Consider the following 13,269-nt stretch of genomic DNA (forward strand, 5'->3'; position numbering starts at 1 on the left):
ATCGACCTGACCGGAAGGAGCGTGCGCGCGATGGAGCCCATCCTGTGGGAATGGATCAACGCCCTGGCGCGGTGGCTGCACGTCATCACCGCCATCGCCTGGATCGGATCGTCCTTCTACTTCATCCATCTCGACGCCTCGCTGCGCAAGCGGACAGGGGCGCCGTCCGGGACGGCGGGCGACGCCTGGCAGATTCACGGCGGCGGCTTCTACCACATGACCAAATACATGGTCGCCCCGCCGCAGTTGCCGGAGGATCTGACCTGGTTCAAGTGGGAATCCTACGCGACGTGGCTCAGCGGCTTCTTCCTGATGTGCGTGCTCTATTACCGCGGCGCCGACCTGTTCCTGATCGACCAGGACGTGCTGGCGCTCAGCCATTGGCAGGCGGTGGCGATCAGCGTCGGGGCGCTGGTGGCGGGCTGGGTCGCCTATGACCTGATGTGCAAGTCGCCGCTCGGCCGCAACGACGGGGCGTTGGCTGTCGCCGGCTTCGTCATGCTGGTGGCGACGGCCTGGGGCATGACGAAGATCTTCAGCGGGCGCGGCGCCATGTTGCAGGTCGGCGCCCTGATGGCGACGATGATGGCCTGCAACGTCTTCATGCTGATCATCCCGAACCAGCGCAAGACGGTGGCCGCCATGCTGCGCGGCGAGACGCCGGACCCGTCGCTGGGCAAAAAGGCCAAGCAGCGCTCGCTGCACAACAACTACCTGACCCTGCCGGTCGTCTTCCTGATGCTGTCCAACCATTACCCGCTGGTCAGCTCCACCCGCTACAACTGGGCGATGGTGGCGCTGGTCCTGGTGGTCGGCACGGCGATCCGCCATTTCTTCAACAGCCGCCATGCCGGCAAGCCGACGCCCTGGTGGACCTGGGGTGTGGCCGCCGCCGGCATGCTGGGCTGCATCTGGCTCAGCACCATGGGGCCGGCGACGGCCGACACCGCCGCTGCGGCGCCGGTCAAGGTCGGCTACGCCCAGGTGGAGGAGATCGTCGCCACCCGATGCAGCATGTGCCATGCCGCCCAGCCGGTGTGGGAGGGCATCGCCACCCCGCCGCGCGGCGTCGTGCTGGAAGGCGACGGCATCCGCCGCCATGCCGAGCAGATCCGCCTGCAAGCCGGCTACAGCAGCGCCATGCCCCCCGCCAACATCACCGGAATCACCCCGCAGGAGCGGGCGGTGTTGGCGGCGTGGTCCGGGAACATTAAGTAACCCTCCCTCACAGCACTCCATCGAACCGGACCCCCATGCCCGACCAGTCTATCGCCGTCCCCGTTTCCGCCGCCATCCGCGGACGCCTGCTCAGCTTCCATCGCGCGCCCGCCGGGCCGGGCGATCTCGATTGCCTGACCTATTGTGAGGACGGGCTGCTACTGGTCGGGGCTGACGGGCGGATTCTGGAGGTCGGCGACTGGGACGATCTGCGCGGCCGGGTTCCGGACGGGGTGGCGGTCGACGACCACAGCGGCAAGCTGGTGCTGCCGGGCTTCATCGACACCCACATCCATTTCCCGCAGACCCAGGTCATCGCCTCCTACGGCGCCCAGCTGCTCGACTGGCTGGAGAAATACACCTTCATCGAGGAGCAGCGCTTCGCCGATCCGGCCCATGCCGCCGCCAACGCATCCTTCTTCATGGACGAGCTGCTGCGCAACGGCACGACCACGGCGGTGGTCTATGGCTCCGTCCACCCGCAGTCGGTCGATGCCCTGTTCGCCGAGGCCGAGGCGCGCGGCGCCGGGCTGATCGCCGGCAAGGTGATGATGGACCGCCATGCCCCCGCCGCCCTGACCGATACAGCCGACAGCAGCTACCGCGACGGCAAGGATCTGATCGGCCGCTGGCATGGGACCGGGCGGCAGCGCTATGCCGTGACGCCGCGCTTCGCCATCACCTCGACCGAGGCGCAGCTGGAGGCCGCCGGTGCGCTGCTGCGCGAGCATCCCGGCGTCCACATGCAGACCCATCTGTCGGAGAACACCGACGAGATCGCCGAGGTGGGCCGGCTGTTTCCCGGTGCGCGCGACTACACCGACGTCTACGACCGTTTCGGGCTGCTGGGACCGACCTCGCTGTTCGGCCACTGCATCCATCTGTCGGACGCGGAGATGGCCCGGCTGTCGGAGAGCAGCTCGGTCGCCGTCTTCTGCCCGACCAGCAACCTGTTCATCGGCAGCGGCCTGTTCGACCTCGACGCCCTGTCGAAGCCGGAGCGGCCGGTGCGCACCGCCATCGCCACCGATGTCGGCGGCGGCACCAGCTATTCCATGCTGCGCACGGCGGCGGAGGCCTACAAGGTGCTGCAACTGCGGCGGCAGAACCTGCCGGCGCTCGCCGCCTTGCACTGGATGACTCGCGGCAATGCCGAGGCGCTGGGCATGGCCGGCGAGATCGGCAGCCTGGAGCCCGGCCGCTGGGCCGACCTCGTCGTGCTCGATCCCGCCGCGACGCCGGCTATGCGACATCGCATGAAGGCGGTGGACGGCGATCTGGAGGAGGAGCTGTTCATCCAGGTGACGCTGGGCGACGACCGCTCGGTGGCTGCCACCTATCTGCGCGGCCGCAATTCGCACCTGCGGCAAACCGGCGCTTGACCCAAGCCCCTAGTCCCTGTAGGACTTCCGCCGTCATTGGGGAGTAGCCACCCGCCGGCAGCGATCCGGTGGGGTTCGCGTCAACAGACTTGGATGGTTCCGGCCTTCGGCCGTTACCGCCATGGCGCGCACGGCGACCAAAGGGTCGACCCGGCGAGACCAGTGGATCGGACATCTCCGCGGCCAGCCGGAGTCCGCCCGATTCCACTGTGTTGTCTGGCCCGGGAATAGCCATGATCGCCACGTCCCTCGCGCTCGCTTTCAGCCTTTCGATGGATAGCTTCGCCGCCGCTCTCGGCCGCGGTGCCTGTTCGCGCCGTGCCGGTTTGCCGGAAGCGGTGCGGGTGGGGGCCGCCTTCGGCGTCTGCCAGTTCGCCATGCCGCTGGTCGGCTGGGGCATCGGCATCGCCTTCGCCAGTCTGGTGGAGTCGGTCGATCACTGGATCGCCTTCGGCCTGCTGCTGGCGGTCGGCGGTGCGATGCTGCGCAACGCCATTATGGACGGCGAGGATGAGGGCGAGGAGGATTGCGGCCCGGTGCGCAGCGTGCGCGCCGAATGGCTGGCCCTGCTGACCACCGCCGTCGCCACCAGCATCGACGCCGCCGCCGTGGGGGCGGGGCTGGCGCTGGTCGATGTCGACATGGTGACGACCTCGGCGCTGATCGGCGTGGTGACCTTCGCGGTCGCCTTCGGCGGCGTGCTGATCGGCAAGGCCGCGGGCAACCATCTGGGCCGCTGGGCCGAGATGGCCGGCGGCGTCGTGCTGATCGGGCTGGGCGCGAAGATCCTGCTGGAGCACACGATGGGGTGACCTGGCGGGGTGACCTTGGCGGGGTGAGGAGGCAGACGCCTCCTCCTTCCCGTAGCTCTTACTCCGCCAGCGTCATCCCCATTTCCCAGAAGTCCGCTTCCAGCCGGGACGCCTGCCGGAAGATGGTCAGCAACCGGGGAAAGCGCGCCTCGGTCATGCCGTCGGCCGCCAGCCGGTCCAAATTCTCCCGCGCCGCCCGCGCCACCTCCTGATAGGCATCGCCGGCATATTCGGCGATCCAGACACGGTAGGGGTTGGCATCGTCGAGCGCACCCGGCAGCGCCGCCAGCCGGCGGCCGATCTCGGCATAGCCGATGATGCAGGGGCTGAGCGCGACATGCAGGTCCAGCAGGTCGCCGCGCAAGCCGGTTTCCAGCACATAGCGGGTGTAGGCCATCGTCGCCTTTGACTCCGCCGCCTGCTCCAGTTCGGCGGCCGGCAGGCCCCAGCCGGCGCACAGGCCGACATGCAGGTCCATCTCCATGTCGAGGATCGCCTTCAGCCCGTTCAGCGAGGCCCGCATCTCGCGCAGGTCGCGGCCCTTGTAGATGGCGAGCGCATAGGCGCGGGCGAAATGGATCAGGAACAGGTAGTCCTGCACCAGATAATGGCGGAAGCACTCCTGCGGCAGCGTGCCGTCGCCCATCCCGCGCACGAAGGCATGGTCGACATAGGCCGACCAGTCCGGCCGCGCCCCGGCGACGAGCCGGTCGAACAGGTCGGGTGTGGCAGGGTCGGCGGCGGTGGGCGGGGTCATGGCGGCTGTCTCCGGTGTCGCTGACGTAGTGGGGCCGGCACTCTACCCGCTATTCGCCGGTTTGCAGCAAGGCACCGCGCACCCGCGCTTGGTGGAAGGCATAGAGGAACACGGCGATGCCGCCCGCCATGTAGACGATGTTCAGCCCGACCGCCCAGGCCAGATGGTCCCAGCGCAGCGTGCCGTCGAACACCAGCGCCCGCATGCCCTCGAACACATGGGCGGACGGCAGGGCGAGCGCCACCGGCTGGAGCCAGGCCGGCAGGACCGACACCGGGTAATAGACCGCGCTGACCGGGGCCAGCATGAAGACGACGATCCAGGCCAGCCCCTCCGCCCCCATGCCGTAGCGCAGGATCAGCGCCACGATCAGCAACCCCAGCGACCAGCCCAGCACGATCAGATTGGCGAAGAAGGCGGCGAGCGGCAGGCCGAGCGTGAAGACCGAATAGCCGAAGAAGGGAATCGCCAGCCCCGCCGCCGGCAGCACGCCGATCAGGGTGCGCAGCAGGCTCATGGTCATCAGCGCCGTCACCCATTCGCCGGGGCGGAGCGGGCTGACGAACAGATGACCCAGATTGCGCGACCACATCTCTTCCAGGAAGGAGATGGAGACGCCGAGCTGGCCGCGGAACAGCACGTCCCACAGCAGGACCGCGCTGACCAGCACGCCGGCGCCCTGCGCCACCCAGCCGCTGCCGCCGCCGCTGGATGAGGCCATGAACTGGTTGATGTAGCCCCACAGGATCATCTGCATGGTCGGCCAATAGGCCAGCTCCAGGATACGCGGCCAGGAGCCGCGCAGCAGGTACCAGTAGCGCAGCACCATGGCGCCGACCCGGCGCAGCGAGAAATCCGCGCGCGGGATCGCCAGTTCATTCGGCGGCATCGGCAGTCTCCCCGGTCAGGATGCGGTCGTCGGAGGCGCGGGCGATGTCGAGGAAGACCTCCTCCAGCGTCTGGCGGCCGTAGCGGGCGAGCAGGGCCGACGGCGCGCCGCGGTCGACGATCCGCCCCTGCCGCATCATCAGCACGCTGTCGCACAGCCGTTCCACCTCCAGCATGTTGTGGGAGGCCAGCAGGATGGTGGCGCCGGTGCGCAGCCGGTAGCGTTCGAGATATGTCCGTATCCAGTCGGCGGTGTCGGGATCGAGCGACGCCGTCGGCTCGTCCAGCAGCAGAAGCTCCGGGTCGTTCAGCAAAGCCTTGGCCAGCGCCACGCGGGTTTTCTGTCCCGCCGACAGTCCGCCCGACGGCCGATCCAGAAAACGCGACAGGTCAAGATGCTCGGCCAATTCTTGGACGCGCTTTTTGACGCATGTCAAACCGTAGAGGTGGGCATAGACGGTAAGGTTCTCCCGCACCGTCAGCCGATGGGGCAGTTCGACGTAGGGGGAGGAGAAGTTCATGCGCGGAAGCACGGCATGCCGATGGCGCGCCATGTCGACGCCCAGGATCTCCACTGTCCCGGCCGTCGGCAGCAACAGCCCCAGCAGCATCGAGATGGTCGTCGTCTTGCCCGCGCCGTTGCCGCCGAGAAGGCCGGTGACGCTGCCGCGCGGCACGGTGAAGCCGATGGCGTCGACCGCCGTGACGTCCCGCCCGTCCGGGGTGGGGAAGCGCTTGGTCAGCCCCTCCGCCCGGATGGCGGGGGCAATGGCAGGTGTGCCCGGCTGCTGTGGGATGGTTCGTTCGGTCATGGGCACAGAATATGGCGGCAAGCGCCGCAACCGCCAGGGGCATGCGGCCCAGCGGCGAGGATCGGGACAAGGATCGGGACAACGATCATGGTGACGTTCGCCAGCGCGCTGACCGGACCGGTCCCGGCCTCCCCGGTGCCGGCGCATTGGGCGCAGCCCGACGGCCGCATCACGCTGCGCACGCTGATCCTGATCCGCTGGGTCGCGGTGCTGGGTCAGCTGGCCGCGGTGACCTTCGTCAATCTCGGGCTGGGCTTCCCGCTGCCGCTGGGGCCGGTGCTGGCCGCCATCAGCGCGTCGGCCCTGCTGAACGTGGTGGCGATGACCCAGCGCGGCGGCCGGCTGCGGCTGGCCGACCGCGACGCGGCGCTGTATCTCAGCTACGACATGCTGCAGCTGACGCTGCTGCTCTATCTCACCGGCGGGTTGAGCAACCCCTTCGCCATCCTGCTGCTGGCGCCGATGACCGTGGGTGCGGCCATCCTGTCGCGCTACAGCACGGTGCTGCTGACCGGGCTGAACCTGATCTGCCTGACGGCACTCGCCCTCTGGCACTTCCCGCTGCCGTGGGAGGAGCCGGTGCGCTCGATGGCGCCGCTCTATGCCTTCGGCGTCTGGCTGTCGCTGACGGTGTCGTCGGTCTTCATCGCCGGCTACGTCTTCCGCGTCGCCGCGGAGGCGCGGCGCTTCGCCGATGCGCTCGCCGCCTCGCAGGTGGCGCTTGCCCGCGAACAGCGGCTGGGTGCGCTGGGCGCGCTCGCCGCGGCGGCTGCGCACGAGCTGGGCTCGCCGCTCGGCACCATCGCCGTGGTGGCGAAGGAACTGGCGCGCGACCTGCCGCCGGACAGTCCCTATGGCGAGGATGTCGAGCTTCTGCAAAGCCAGGTGATGCGCTGCCGCGAGATCCTGGCCGATCTGGCGCGCAAGCCGGAGGCCGACGGCGGCGACCCGTTCGAACGGCTGCCGCTGACCACGCTGATCGAGGCCGCCGCCGCCCCGCACCGTCTCGGCCACATCGACTTCGCCGTGGAACCGCACCCGGTCGGCGAGGCGGAGGAGCCTTTCCTGCGCCGCAGCCCTGAGATCATCCACGGCATCGGCAACTTCATCCAGAACGCCCACCAGTTCGCCCGCCACAAGGTGACGGTCGCCGCCGCCTGGGACGGGCGTGGCGTCACCATCACGGTGATGGACGACGGACCGGGCTTCCCGCCCCATCTGCTGGGCCGCATCGGCGAGCCGTACCTGTCGGTGCGCGGCGAGCGCTCCGGGCCCAAGGGGCAGACGGGCGGCGGGCATATGGGCCTCGGCATTTTCATCGCGCAGACGCTGCTGGAAAAGACCGGCGCAACCGTGCGCTACACCAACAATCCGCCGGACGGCACGCCGCCCGCTGATCAGGCCGCCGGCGGGCACTCCAATCAGGGCGGAACCGGTGCGCGGATTTCCGTGCGCTGGAAGACCATCAACGCCAAGAAATGAGGTTTTACGGTGGACACCCTCAAAACAACCGATGACATGCTGTCGGGCGATGCCGTCAAACTGACCTTCACTGGCGACGTCACCCGCAGCCTCCTGATCGTCGACGACGACGCCCCCTTCCGCACGCGGCTGGCCCGCGCCATGGAAAAGCGCGGTTTCAACGTCGTCGCGGTCGACAGCATCCAGCTCGGCATCGAGGTGGCGCAGGAATCGGCGCCCGCCTTCGCGGTGGTCGATCTGCGTCTGGGCGACGGCAACGGGCTGGACGTGGTGTCGGCCCTGCGCGACGCCCGTCCCGACGCCCGGATCGTCATGCTGACCGGCTACGGCAACATCGCCACCGCCGTCGCCGCGGTGAAGGCCGGCGCCGTCGATTACCTGCCGAAGCCGGCCGATGCCGACGCGGTGGAATCCGCGCTGCTGGCCGACGGCCGCCCGCTGCCCCAACCGCCGGAAAACCCGATGTCGGCCGACCGCGTCCGCTGGGAGCACATCCAGCGCGTCTTCGAACAGTGCGACCGCAACGTATCGGAAACCGCGCGCCGCCTGAAGATGCACCGCCGCACGCTCCAGCGCATCCTGAACAAGCACGCCCCGCGCGCCTGAGCCGGAGCGGTTCAGGCCCGACATGCGAACGGCCCGCCCCGGATCGGGGGCGGGCCGTTCGCATGTCGGGTATCGGGCTTGCCGTTTGTGATGGAGCCACCGCAAAAGATCGCTTTGGCAATTCTCGACAGGCTCGTTCGGCAGTGCCATCTTCAAATTGCACAGGAGAGACGAGGCCATGCCCAGGATCGACTTCAGTCATCTTTCGCCGCAGGAGCGCCTGGAACTGGCGGAGGATCTGCTGGATAGCCTCAAAGACGCCGACATTCCGCTGACGGTGGGCATGAGGGCCGAACTCGACCGGCGCAACTCCGGATTCTCCGAAACCAGCGCACACGCGGTTCCATGGGAGACGGTGCGCGCCAGATTGAGGCAGCGCGACGCGTGAGCCTCCCGGTTTTCTTTCTGCCCGAAGCGGAGACGGATCTGCGTGAGGCCCAGGCTTGGTACGACAGCCGCTCCTTCGGTCTGGGCGACCGCTTCTTTGCTGCGGTCGACGGCACAGTGCTGCGGATCGGGGAGAGCCCGTTTCAGTTCCCACTGGTTCATACCAACTCCCGCCGTGCATAGCATCCGGCTCGCCCCCTGTCGGTCATCGGGACGCGATGGGCCGTCCTGTCGCTGAGCCGGGCGTCAATTGCGCGTCGGCAGGGCAGGGCAATCTTCAAGAAATTCGATCATGCGCCGTTCGACCCGCAGCAGCACCTCACGGGCGGACAGGTTATGGCATGCACGGCTATGGTCGCGGATCAACCTGATCGCGCTGACGGTGGCGGATTCCTGACGGTATGGCATGACGCAATCTCCGTCCAAAAGACATAGGAACTCTATACCTTTTACAGTATCCGTTATAGCATAAAAATTCGTGTACAGAACAATTTGCCGCAAGTCGGGATTGGGAATTCGGTCTGTCCGGCGCCCGCGGTCCGATGCGGTGCATCACGATCCGGCGCCCGGTTCCCGGCATCATTTGCCTTTGGGCCGCACCCTCTAAAATCGTTGGGAAAGTGTGACAACGGCAGCCGGCACGGCTGAGAAACCGTTCCGGCGCGGAACGTCGCGTGCCGCCCGGCGTTGGCGGGATGGGTCTTCGCATCCGGCCCCGGGCTTGTCCGCGCCGGGAAAATCGCTGGAATACCCGCGGCCCGGCCGGTGCGATCGAACGTCTTGCAACCTGTCCTTCCGGGTAACCCCCATTATGCCCGGTCCTGCATCGACGGTTCATACTGCACTGCAACAGGGTCAGGAAGGCTACCCACTGCGCGCCCATTGCTCGCCGCATGCACTGGATGGCCGATGCAACGGCTGGACTAACACTGCGTTTCAGCCAATCGGACGAACCGCCGAGCCTGCCCACCGGACAGCATCCGCTGCCCGGAATGGAGGATCGGGCAAACGGATGGTCCTATGGCCGCGCTTTCTGGTCGTTACGCGAGGAGGACCCTTTGGCCACCCAGGAACTTCAGGAACAACCCCGACGCAACAACCCTGAGTCTCGGCGGGGCCCCGGGTCCATGTCGCCCGGCATTTCGTACGATCTGTCGGCCAGCGCCGCCAGCGCGGTGCGCCGGACCACGGGGTTGTTGCGCCGGCACAAGCTGCTGATCGGGACGGTGATCGTGGTCGGCACCGGGTTGGCGGCCCTGGTCGCCTTCCGGATGACGCCGCTCTACACCGCCGAAACGCTCATCATGGTCGAGCACCGCAAGAACACCGTCCTCAATTTCGAGGGGGTGGTGTCCGACATGACCCCCGACATCAGCGCGCTGCAGAGCGAGGTCGCGATCCTGAAGTCGCCGGCCTTCGCCGAAAAGGTGGTGGCGAAACTCAAGCTGATGAACGATCCGGAGTTCAATGCCTCGCTGCGTCCGCCGCCCCCCGGATGGGTGTCGGCGCTGAACCCGCGCAACTGGATCCCGGACAGCTGGAAAGCGTCCAGCGGCGTGCCGCTGTCGCCGGAGGAGATCGAGCGCAACCACCTGACCTCCGTGGTCAACGCCGTGCTCGACAACACGTCGGTGCGTCCGCAGGGCCGCTCCTACGTCATCGCCGTCAGCTTCGACAGCGAGGATCCGCGCAAGTCGTCCCTGATCGCCAACACCATGGCCGACCTCTATCTGGTCGATCAGCTCGACGAGAAGTTCAAGGCATCCAAGCGCGCCACCCAGTGGCTGGAGGAGCGGCTGACCGACCTGCGCAAAGAAGCGCAGACCAGCGGCGACGCGGTGGAGAAGTACCGGACCCAGCATGGCCTGACCACCTCGTCCAACAACGAGAGCACGGTGGTCGGCCAGCAGCTGAGCCAGCTGAACGCCGACTATATCCTGGCCCGCACCAAGCGGCAGGAGGCGGAGACCAAGCTGCGCGACGTCACCGCCATGGCGAATTCGCCGCGCGGCGCCTCGGCGGTCGGCGACGTGCTGGGCTCGCCGCTGATCCAGGCGCTCCGCGAGCGCGAGGTCGATCTCCAGCGCCAGATCGCCGAGGCCACCAACCGCTACGGTGCCAAGCACCCGATGCTGCAGGCGCTGCAGAGCCAGCTGCGCGACCTGCAAGGCCAGATCAAGGCCGACGTCGGCAAGATCGTCTCCAACCTCAGCAACGAGGTGGAGCTGGCGAAGGGCCGCGAGCAGGGGCTGAAGGCCAGCCTGGATCAGGTCGAGGCCAAGCAGAACGAGCAGCAGCAGGCGACCGTCGGCCTGCGCACGCTGGAGCGCGACGCCACCACCGCCCAGTCGATGTACGAGGCGCTGCTGACCCGCTCGCAGCAGATCGCGACGCAGAACGACATGCGCCAGCCCGATGCCCGCATCGTGTCGGAGGCCTCGATCCCGCTCGACCCGTCGCAGCCGAACCGCAAGCTGATCCTGCTGCTGGCGCTGGTGGCGTCGGGCACGCTGGGCGTACTGCTGGCCATGCTGCGCGAACGGGCCGAGAGCGGATTCCGCAGCCCGCACCAGTTCGAGACGGCGACCGGCGTCCGCAGCCTCGGCATCGTGCCGCGCATCCCGCGCTTCGGCGGGTCGCCGGCCGCCTATGTGGTGGACAAGCCGATCTCCGCCTTCGCGGAATCGATGCAGAACCTGCGCACCTCGCTGCTGCTCGCCAATCCGGACGGACGGCACCGGGTGATCCTGTTCAGCTCGTCCGTCCCCGGCGAGGGCAAGAGCTCCGTCGCCGCCGCCTTCGCCCGCACCTGCGCCAACGCCGGCCAGCGGACGATCCTGGTCGATTGCGACCTGCGGCGGAAGTGCCTGCACGAGATGCTGGGCATGTCCAACAACCGCGGTCTGGCGGAAGTGCTGGCCGGCACCGCGACGCTGGAGGAGGTGATCCAGGTCGATCCGCGCACCGGCCTGCACGTCATCCCCGCCGGCCATGGCCGCACGCTGCCGCAGGACACGCTGGGCTCGTCGGGCATGCACCAGCTGCTGTCGCGCCTGTCGGTCAATTACGACCGCATCGTGCTGGATTCGCCGCCGGTGCTGGCGGTGTCGGAAGGCAAGCTGCTGGCGGCCCTGGCCGACCAGACCGTCTTCATCGTCCGCTGGGGCATGACCAAGCGCGGCACCGCGATGGCCGGGTTGAAGGAGGTGATCGAGGCCGGCGGCGAGGTGGTCGGCGTCCTGTTCAGCCAGGTCGATACCCGGCGCCATGCCCAGTACGAGTTCCCGGACAGCGGGCGTTACCACGGCTACCGCCGCTACTACGCGAACTGAGGACAAGGCCCCTCGGCCGGCCGAAAGCCGGCCGAGGATCTTTTGCGCAGTGCGTCACGATTCCATCAACCACCGAAGAGCCCATGAATGTCCGCTGGACACCGCATCTTCCGGAACATCCGCGCCCTTGCCGCCGCGAAAACGGCGACGATGGCGAGCGGGCTGGTCACCGCGGCCTGGACCGCGCGGGTTCTGGGACCGGACAGTTTCGGCGTGCTGGGCTTCGGCACTTCGCTGATGGCCTATGCGGCGCTGTTCGTGAACATGGGCCTCTCCACCTACGCCATCCGTGAAATCGCGAGAAACCGCGAGCAGGACGACCACCGCGAGCGGGCGGCCGAGCTGTCGGAACATGTGCTGACCCTGCGCACCGTGCTGGCCCTGGTGGTCGGCGTCCTCTATGCGGCCTTCGTCCTCTCGCTGGACAAACCGATGGAGGTGAAGGCGGTTCTTCTGGTGCAGGCGGTCCAGCTGCTCGGGAACGCCTTGGTCCTCGACTTTGTTTACCAGGCGACCGAGAAGATGGGGGTGATCGCCACGCGCGAGATCGGCACCTCCATCGGCTCGATGCTTCTCGTCTTCCTGCTGGTGCGTGGGCCTGAGGACGCCATCACCGCAGCCGCCATCACCGGCGGTTCCATCACCGTCAACGCGCTGGTGATGATCGGCCGCTTCCGCCGCGACTTCGGCCATCTGCGCCCCAGGGTCGACCTGAAGGTGTGGCGCGAAATCCTGACGGCGGCGACGCCGATGGCGGTCGGCGTCTTCGCCTGGGCGATCTTCACCCATCTCGACGTGGTGATGCTGGGCTTCCTGGCGCCGCACACCGAGGTCGGCTGGTACAGCGCGGCGGTGAAGATCCAGACCTTGGCCAATCTGGTCGGCAACATCGTGATGAACGCCTTCCTGCCGCAGCTGGCCGCCGCCTATGGCGAACTCGGGCCGATGCGCGACCGGATGCGGGCCTATGCCGGCGTCATGCTGGCGGTCGGCGGGCTGGTCATCGCCGGCGGCTTCGCCCTGGCGCCGTCCATCCTCGGCACGCTGTTCGGCGATGCCTACGCCCCGGCGACGCTGGCTCTGCGCCTGCTGATGCTGGCCTCGGCGGTGGTCTACGCCAATATGATCCTGGGCAATCCGCTGCTCGTCTGGCACCGGCAGACCGGCTACATGGTGGCCATGCTGTCGGGCGGCGCGCTGAACGCCCTGCTGAACATCTGGTGGATCCCCCGTTACGGCATCGAGGGCGCCGCGATGGCGACCTTCACCGCGGAACTGGCCGCCACCGTCGCCATCGCCTGGATCCACCGGCAGACGGTCGGGGAGCTGTATGGCGGGATCGCCGCGCGGGCTCTGCTGTGCGCCGGTGCGGCCATAGCCGCGGCTCTGGCGCTCGACAGCTTCGCCGCCCCGCTGTTCGACCGGGTGCCTGCGCTGGTGCATTTCGTCGCCGGCAGCGTCGCGATGGTCGCGGTCTATGCGGCGATGGCCGTGCTGACCGGACTGGTCCACCTGAAACGGTTGCGGCGGCTGACCAGCGCCACGGCCTGAGAGGGGCGGGCCGTGGCTGGATGGATGGTTCAACCCTCAATT

Annotated in this window: 12 protein-coding genes and 1 riboswitch; of the genes, 8 read left to right on the forward strand and 4 right to left on the reverse strand. The window is 68.0% G+C overall.

The window, feature by feature from the left end; translation table 11 throughout:
- The first annotated feature begins 30 nt into the window (after window positions 1-30).
- From CRT60_RS09445 to CRT60_RS09455, 3 genes are all read left to right on the forward strand, one after another.
- Entirely contained in the window at window positions 31-1,218 is a 1,188-nt protein-coding gene (locus CRT60_RS09445; RefSeq protein WP_098736134.1) for a urate hydroxylase PuuD, read from the forward strand.
- A gap of 35 nt (window positions 1,219-1,253) precedes the next feature.
- The gene (gene guaD / locus CRT60_RS09450) at window positions 1,254-2,600 is read left to right on the forward strand and encodes a guanine deaminase (RefSeq protein ID WP_098736135.1); all 1,347 of its coding nucleotides are present in this window, start codon (window positions 1,254-1,256) and stop codon (window positions 2,598-2,600) included.
- A 26-nt stretch (window positions 2,601-2,626) separates the two neighbouring features.
- A riboswitch (yybP-ykoY riboswitch) is annotated at window positions 2,627-2,751 on the forward strand.
- 82 nt (window positions 2,752-2,833) lie between these two features.
- Entirely contained in the window at window positions 2,834-3,412 is a 579-nt protein-coding gene (locus CRT60_RS09455; protein WP_098736136.1) for a manganese efflux pump MntP, read from the forward strand.
- 58 nt (window positions 3,413-3,470) lie between these two features.
- Here CRT60_RS09455 and tenA read toward each other — a convergent pair whose 3' ends face one another.
- From tenA to CRT60_RS09470, 3 genes are read right to left on the reverse strand one after another with little or no spacing between them, the layout of a single operon-like run.
- Entirely contained in the window at window positions 3,471-4,169 is a 699-nt protein-coding gene (gene tenA, locus CRT60_RS09460) for a thiaminase II (protein ID WP_098736137.1), read from the reverse strand.
- A gap of 49 nt (window positions 4,170-4,218) precedes the next feature.
- Entirely contained in the window at window positions 4,219-5,058 is an 840-nt protein-coding gene (locus CRT60_RS09465; protein ID WP_098736138.1) for an ABC transporter permease, read from the reverse strand.
- Window positions 5,045-5,869 (reverse strand): ABC transporter ATP-binding protein, encoded by an 825-nt coding sequence (locus tag CRT60_RS09470; protein ID WP_098736139.1) that lies wholly within the window; start codon window positions 5,867-5,869, stop codon window positions 5,045-5,047. The genes CRT60_RS09465 and CRT60_RS09470 overlap by 14 nt, the downstream gene beginning before the upstream one ends.
- Window positions 5,870-5,956: 87 nt before the next feature.
- On the opposite strand from CRT60_RS09470, the gene CRT60_RS09475 reads away from it, so the two are divergent.
- The 3 genes from CRT60_RS09475 to CRT60_RS09485 all read left to right on the forward strand — a co-directional run bounded on the left by CRT60_RS09475 (window position 5,957) and on the right by CRT60_RS09485 (window position 8,345).
- Window positions 5,957-7,351, forward strand: coding sequence for an ActS/PrrB/RegB family redox-sensitive histidine kinase (locus CRT60_RS09475; RefSeq protein ID WP_098736140.1), 1,395 nt, complete (start codon window positions 5,957-5,959; stop codon window positions 7,349-7,351).
- A gap of 9 nt (window positions 7,352-7,360) precedes the next feature.
- Window positions 7,361-7,957 (forward strand): ActR/PrrA/RegA family redox response regulator transcription factor, encoded by a 597-nt coding sequence (locus CRT60_RS09480; RefSeq protein WP_425290400.1) that lies wholly within the window; start codon window positions 7,361-7,363, stop codon window positions 7,955-7,957.
- A gap of 178 nt (window positions 7,958-8,135) precedes the next feature.
- Complete coding sequence (locus CRT60_RS09485) at window positions 8,136-8,345, forward strand: addiction module protein (RefSeq protein ID WP_098736141.1); 210 nt, start codon at window positions 8,136-8,138, stop codon at window positions 8,343-8,345.
- A gap of 245 nt (window positions 8,346-8,590) precedes the next feature.
- Here CRT60_RS09485 and CRT60_RS36145 read toward each other — a convergent pair whose 3' ends face one another.
- Window positions 8,591-8,752: a hypothetical protein gene (locus CRT60_RS36145; protein WP_161958008.1), complete on the reverse strand. Its 162-nt coding sequence runs from the start codon at window positions 8,750-8,752 to the stop codon at window positions 8,591-8,593.
- A gap of 719 nt (window positions 8,753-9,471) precedes the next feature.
- Between CRT60_RS36145 and CRT60_RS09500 the strand changes: the two genes are divergently transcribed.
- On the forward strand, window positions 9,472-11,676 hold the full coding sequence (locus CRT60_RS09500) for a GumC family protein (RefSeq protein WP_244592376.1): 2,205 nt from the start codon (window positions 9,472-9,474) through the stop codon (window positions 11,674-11,676).
- A gap of 87 nt (window positions 11,677-11,763) precedes the next feature.
- Window positions 11,764-13,227 carry a flippase gene (locus CRT60_RS09505; protein ID WP_098736145.1) on the forward strand — a complete coding sequence of 488 codons (1,464 nt, stop codon included), beginning with the start codon at window positions 11,764-11,766 and terminating at the stop codon, window positions 13,225-13,227.
- The last annotated feature ends 42 nt before the right edge of the window (window positions 13,228-13,269 follow it).

It is taken from the genome of Azospirillum palustre, assembly GCF_002573965.1.
GTDB lineage: Bacteria > Pseudomonadota > Alphaproteobacteria > Azospirillales > Azospirillaceae > Azospirillum > Azospirillum palustre.

Coding starts and splice junctions, on each gene's coding strand:
- CRT60_RS09445 (WP_098736134.1), top strand. CDS start 31: ATGGAGCCCATCCTGTGGGAATGGATCAACGCCCTGGCGCGGTGGCTG.
- guaD (WP_098736135.1), top strand. CDS start 1,254: ATGCCCGACCAGTCTATCGCCGTCCCCGTTTCCGCCGCCATCCGCGGA.
- CRT60_RS09455 (WP_098736136.1), top strand. CDS start 2,834: ATGATCGCCACGTCCCTCGCGCTCGCTTTCAGCCTTTCGATGGATAGC.
- tenA (WP_098736137.1), bottom strand. CDS start 4,169: ATGACCCCGCCCACCGCCGCCGACCCTGCCACACCCGACCTGTTCGAC.
- CRT60_RS09465 (WP_098736138.1), bottom strand. CDS start 5,058: ATGCCGCCGAATGAACTGGCGATCCCGCGCGCGGATTTCTCGCTGCGC.
- CRT60_RS09470 (WP_098736139.1), bottom strand. CDS start 5,869: ATGACCGAACGAACCATCCCACAGCAGCCGGGCACACCTGCCATTGCC.
- CRT60_RS09475 (WP_098736140.1), top strand. CDS start 5,957: ATGGTGACGTTCGCCAGCGCGCTGACCGGACCGGTCCCGGCCTCCCCG.
- CRT60_RS09485 (WP_098736141.1), top strand. CDS start 8,136: ATGCCCAGGATCGACTTCAGTCATCTTTCGCCGCAGGAGCGCCTGGAA.
- CRT60_RS36145 (WP_161958008.1), bottom strand. CDS start 8,752: ATGCCATACCGTCAGGAATCCGCCACCGTCAGCGCGATCAGGTTGATC.
- CRT60_RS09500 (WP_244592376.1), top strand. CDS start 9,472: ATGTCGCCCGGCATTTCGTACGATCTGTCGGCCAGCGCCGCCAGCGCG.
- CRT60_RS09505 (WP_098736145.1), top strand. CDS start 11,764: ATGTCCGCTGGACACCGCATCTTCCGGAACATCCGCGCCCTTGCCGCC.